The following is a 3,903-nucleotide window of genomic DNA, read 5'->3' as shown; positions in this document are numbered from 1 at the left end:
GGGCCCCCCCGCGGCCGCCCCCCGGGGGGGCGGCGCGGCAGCGGCCCGCGTCGCGAGGGGGCCCCCCGGGGACGGAGGGGCCGCCGCCGCCCGCGCGCGCGGGCGGCGCCGTGTGGTGCCGTACGGCGCTTTTTCGCGCGCCGCAGATTGGCTGAATGACGCCTGTCTCCGGGACGGCACACGGCCGTTCGCCGAAGATCGCCGGAGACTTACGGGGCCGGACGGCGTCGCCCCCACGGCCGACGGGTTCCGGCCAACCGGCTCATGCCAGGGGCGCATGCGCGTCCGCGCGTGTGCCACCGTCCTCCCTCCTGTGCGCCGTTGTCGTGGCAGCATGGTCCCGAACGGGCTATGGCTTGGATTGACGGGATTGCTCACAGGCTCTGGAGGCGGCCGATGCGCTGGCTGGTGGGGTGGAGCAGTATCGCCGCGCACTTCGGCACGGTGGGCGCCGTCGACGCCGTGGGGGACGCGGGCGACGGCGGCACGATCACGCCCGTCGGCTCCCAGCTCCTGTGGGGCGACCCGGACCCGCTGTGGGCGGTCGGCGACTGGCGGCCCGACGAGGTGCGCGTTGTCTCCGTCGACCCGTTCAACCGCCTGGCCGTTCTCGGCTGCTGCGGCGCCACGGACGACGAACTGCGCCTCGGGATCGTCGCGGCCCGCGGCGGCGCGCTGCGCCACCTGACGGCCTGGCCCGGAAGTTACACCGCGGTCGCGCAGATCGGACGGCGCGTCACCGTCGCGGGGGACCTCGCGGGCGCTCGCCCCGTCTTCTACACCCCCTGGGCCGGCGGCACCGCCTACGCCACGGCCGCCCTGCCGCTCGCCGACCTCATCGAGGCGCAGCTCGACATCGGGCACCTGGCCGCACTGCTCGCCTGCCCCGAGACCCCGGAGGCGCTGCGTGACTCGACGCCCTACGAGGGTGTCAGGCGCATCCCGCCGGGGCACGCGCTGATCCTGCGCGAGGGCTCCCGCGAGATCACCGGCTACGAGACGGTCTCCTCGCTGGCCGTCGCCGCGCCGCAGCGCGACGCCGACCGCGCGATCGAGGACGTACGGGACGCGCTCGTCGAGGCCGTACGCACCCGGCTCACCGCCCCGCGGCACGCGCCCGAGGCGCCGCTGCCCGACCCGGGGCCGGTGCCCGGCATGGGCCCCGCGGACCGGCGCGCCGCCCGCGGGGCGCCGCTGCCCGGCATCGGCGCCGACCTGTCGGGCGGCAGCGCGTCCGCCACCCTCGCGCTGCTCGCCGCGGGGCTGCCGGGCGCGCCGGGCACGGTCCTCGGACACGGTACGGGCGCGGGCGAGCGCCTGCTCGCCGTCACGTTCAACGACCTCACCAAAGGAGGCAGGGACGAGGCCGAACTCGAACGGGCCGGCCTCATCGCCGAGAACCCCCGCCTGCACCACGTCGTCGTCCCCGGCGGCAGCGAGGCGCTCCCGTACGCGGAGCTCGAAGGGCCCCTGACGGACGAGCCGGGGCCCGCCCTCGTCACGGCGGCCCGGCACAAGCTGCGGCTCGCGGCGGGGAGCGCGGACCATCTCACAGGCGCGGGCGCACGGCAGGTGCTCGACGCGCACCCCGCGCGCCTGGCCGACCTGCTTCTCGACCGCCGCAGACGCCACTTGCTGCACCCCGTGGCCGAACTCGCCCGTTCCGAGGGCGCCTCGCCGTCCTCCCTCTTCGTACCGCTGACGCTCTACCGCGCGGCGCGCCGCCTCGCCCGCACCCCGTACCGCACCGGAATGGAGGACGCCGCCGCCCGGCTGCCCGAGGCCAACAGGGCCGCCCCGCAGCCCGGTTACGGCAGCCCCGTCGACGCGTCCCTCGCCGCACTCACCTGGTCCAGGCCCGGCCCCGCCGCGCGCTGGCTCACCGGCGAGGCACTCGCCCAGGTCTCCCGGCGGCTCCACGCCGCCGCGACCCGGCCCGTGGCCGTGCAGCGCCCTGGCGAGGCACGCGCGCGTGCGGCGCTCGCGCGCTACGCGGCCGACCACCGCGTCTTCGAACAGGCCGCGGAGATCCGCAGCCAGCGCCTGCACGCGCCGTTCCTCGACAACCAGGTCGTACGGGCGTGCCGCGAGCTGCCCGAGGCGCTGCGCGTCCAGCCCGACGCGCGCGCGGAGATCCTCCGTACGGTCCTGTCCGGCGCCGGCATCCACGACCTGCCGCCCGGCTGGGGCGCCACCTCGCGCGCGACCTCGGCCGCCGTGACCCGGGTGGGGCTGCGCGCGGCCATAGGAGAGCTGGTCGACCTGTTCGACGCGCCGCTCCTCGCGGACGCGGGCCTGGTCGAGGCGCGGGTCGTCCGCAAGGCGCTGCGCGCGGCGGCCGACGGCGAGGCGGTCCCCCTGGACGGCCTGGCCGACCTGGTCTCGACCGAGCTGTGGCTGCGCCGCCTGCTGTCGCGCCGCGGCACCTGCTGGACGGGCACGGCGGCCCCGCGCCGCCGCGCGGTGCAGGGCGGCGTCGTACCGCGCCCGACGCTGCGGGCCTGAGGGCGGCGCGGGCGCCCGAGAGCGCGGGGGCCTGGACGGGTGGTGGGCGTCCCCGATGTCCGTACCGGGCGCCACAATGACCTCGTGCGGTATTTCATCCTGGGCGCCACGGAGGCGCGCGACGAGCGGGGCCGGGCCGTCCCGCTCGGCGGCGCGCGCCTGCGCGCCCTGCTGGCGGCGCTGGCCCTGCGCCCCGGACGCGTGGTCGCCGTCGCCGACCTGGTGGCGGAGGTGTGGGCCGACGAGCCCCCGCACGACTCGCCCGCCGCGCTCCAGGCCCTCGTCGGCCGTCTGCGCCGCGCCCTGGGCAAGGACGCCGTCGCGTCCGCGCCCGGCGGCTACCGGCTCGCGGCCTCCCGGGCGGAGGTGGACCTGTACGCCTTCGAGCGGCTCGGCCGCGAGGGCGCGGCGCAGCTGGCCGCGGGCGACGCGGAGGCCGCGGCCGGCACGCTCCGCGAGGCCCTCGCGCTCTGGCGCGGCCCGGCGCTCGACGACCTGCCGGGCCACTCCGGCGGCGGTGATCACGGCGTACGCCTCCAGGCGCGGCGGTTTGCCGTGCTGCGCCAGCGCATCGAGGCGGACCTGCGGCGCGGCGCCTCAGGTGACGTACTGCCCGAGCTGATCGGACTGGCAGGCGACCACCCGTACGACGAACCGCTCCAGGCGCAGCTCATCCGCGCCCTGCGCGCCGAAGGCAGGGGCGCGGACGCCCTCGCGGCGTACGAGCGGACCCGCCGCGTACTCGCCGAGGGCCTCGGCACCGACCCGGGGGCGGAGCTCGCGGCGCTCCACGCGGAACTCCTCGCGGCGCCGGTCCCCGACCGAACATCCGCCGCGGCACCGGCGGTGCCGGGCGCGGCCGGGGCCCCCTCGCCCGGTACCGGCGCGGTCACCGCCCCCGCCGACCCGATCGCCGACGGCGGCAACATCCGCCCCAGGCTCACGTCCTTCGTCGGCCGGCAGGCGGACATCCGGGCCGTCCGCTCCGACCTGGAGCGGGCCCGCCTCGTCACGCTGCTCGGGCCCGGCGGCGCGGGGAAGACGCGGCTCGCGGAGGAGGCGGCCCCGCCGGGTGCCTGGCTCGTCGAACTCGCCCCGCTCGACCATCCGTCCGCCGTCCCCGGCGCCGTCCTGAGCGCGCTCGGCCTGCGGGAGACGCAGCTCGCCCCGCGCGAGGAGCGCGGCACGGGCCGGGGGAGCGCCACCGAGCTGCTGGTCGAGCATCTGGGGCGGCGGCGGTTGTTGTTGGTTCTGGACAATTGTGAGCATGTGGTGGGTGCGGCTGCGGAGTTGGCTGAGGTGTTGTTGACGCGGTGTGCGGGGTTGTCGGTGTTGGCGACGAGTCGTGAGCCGTTGGGGGTGCCGGGGGAGGTGGGGTGGGCGCCCATGGGGGGCGAG

The 3,903-nt window shown here is 77.9% G+C and carries 2 protein-coding genes; both read left to right on the top strand.

Going from position 1 to position 3,903, the window contains the following annotated elements:
• The first annotated feature begins 396 nt into the window (after nucleotides 1-396).
• Entirely contained in the window at nucleotides 397-2,505 is a 2,109-nt protein-coding gene (locus LCE31_RS14720; protein ID WP_225014704.1) for an asparagine synthase-related protein, read from the top strand.
• An 84-nt stretch (nucleotides 2,506-2,589) separates the two neighbouring features.
• Nucleotides 2,590-3,903 (top strand): AfsR/SARP family transcriptional regulator (locus LCE31_RS14715; protein ID WP_225014703.1); only part of this gene is annotated, 1,314 nt, incomplete at its 3' end.

Origin of the sequence: Streptomyces sp. 8L (assembly GCF_020176795.1) — a bacterium.
Taxonomy (GTDB): domain Bacteria; phylum Actinomycetota; class Actinomycetes; order Streptomycetales; family Streptomycetaceae; genus Streptomyces.
The sequence above is the reverse complement of the archived record's forward strand: the minus strand, read 5'-3'. Positions and strand labels throughout refer to the sequence as shown.

What these genes read in the sequence shown, in the direction of transcription:
- LCE31_RS14720 (WP_225014704.1), top strand. Translation starts at nt 397, where the DNA reads ATGCGCTGGCTGGTGGGGTGGAGCAGTATCGCCGCGCACTTCGGCACG.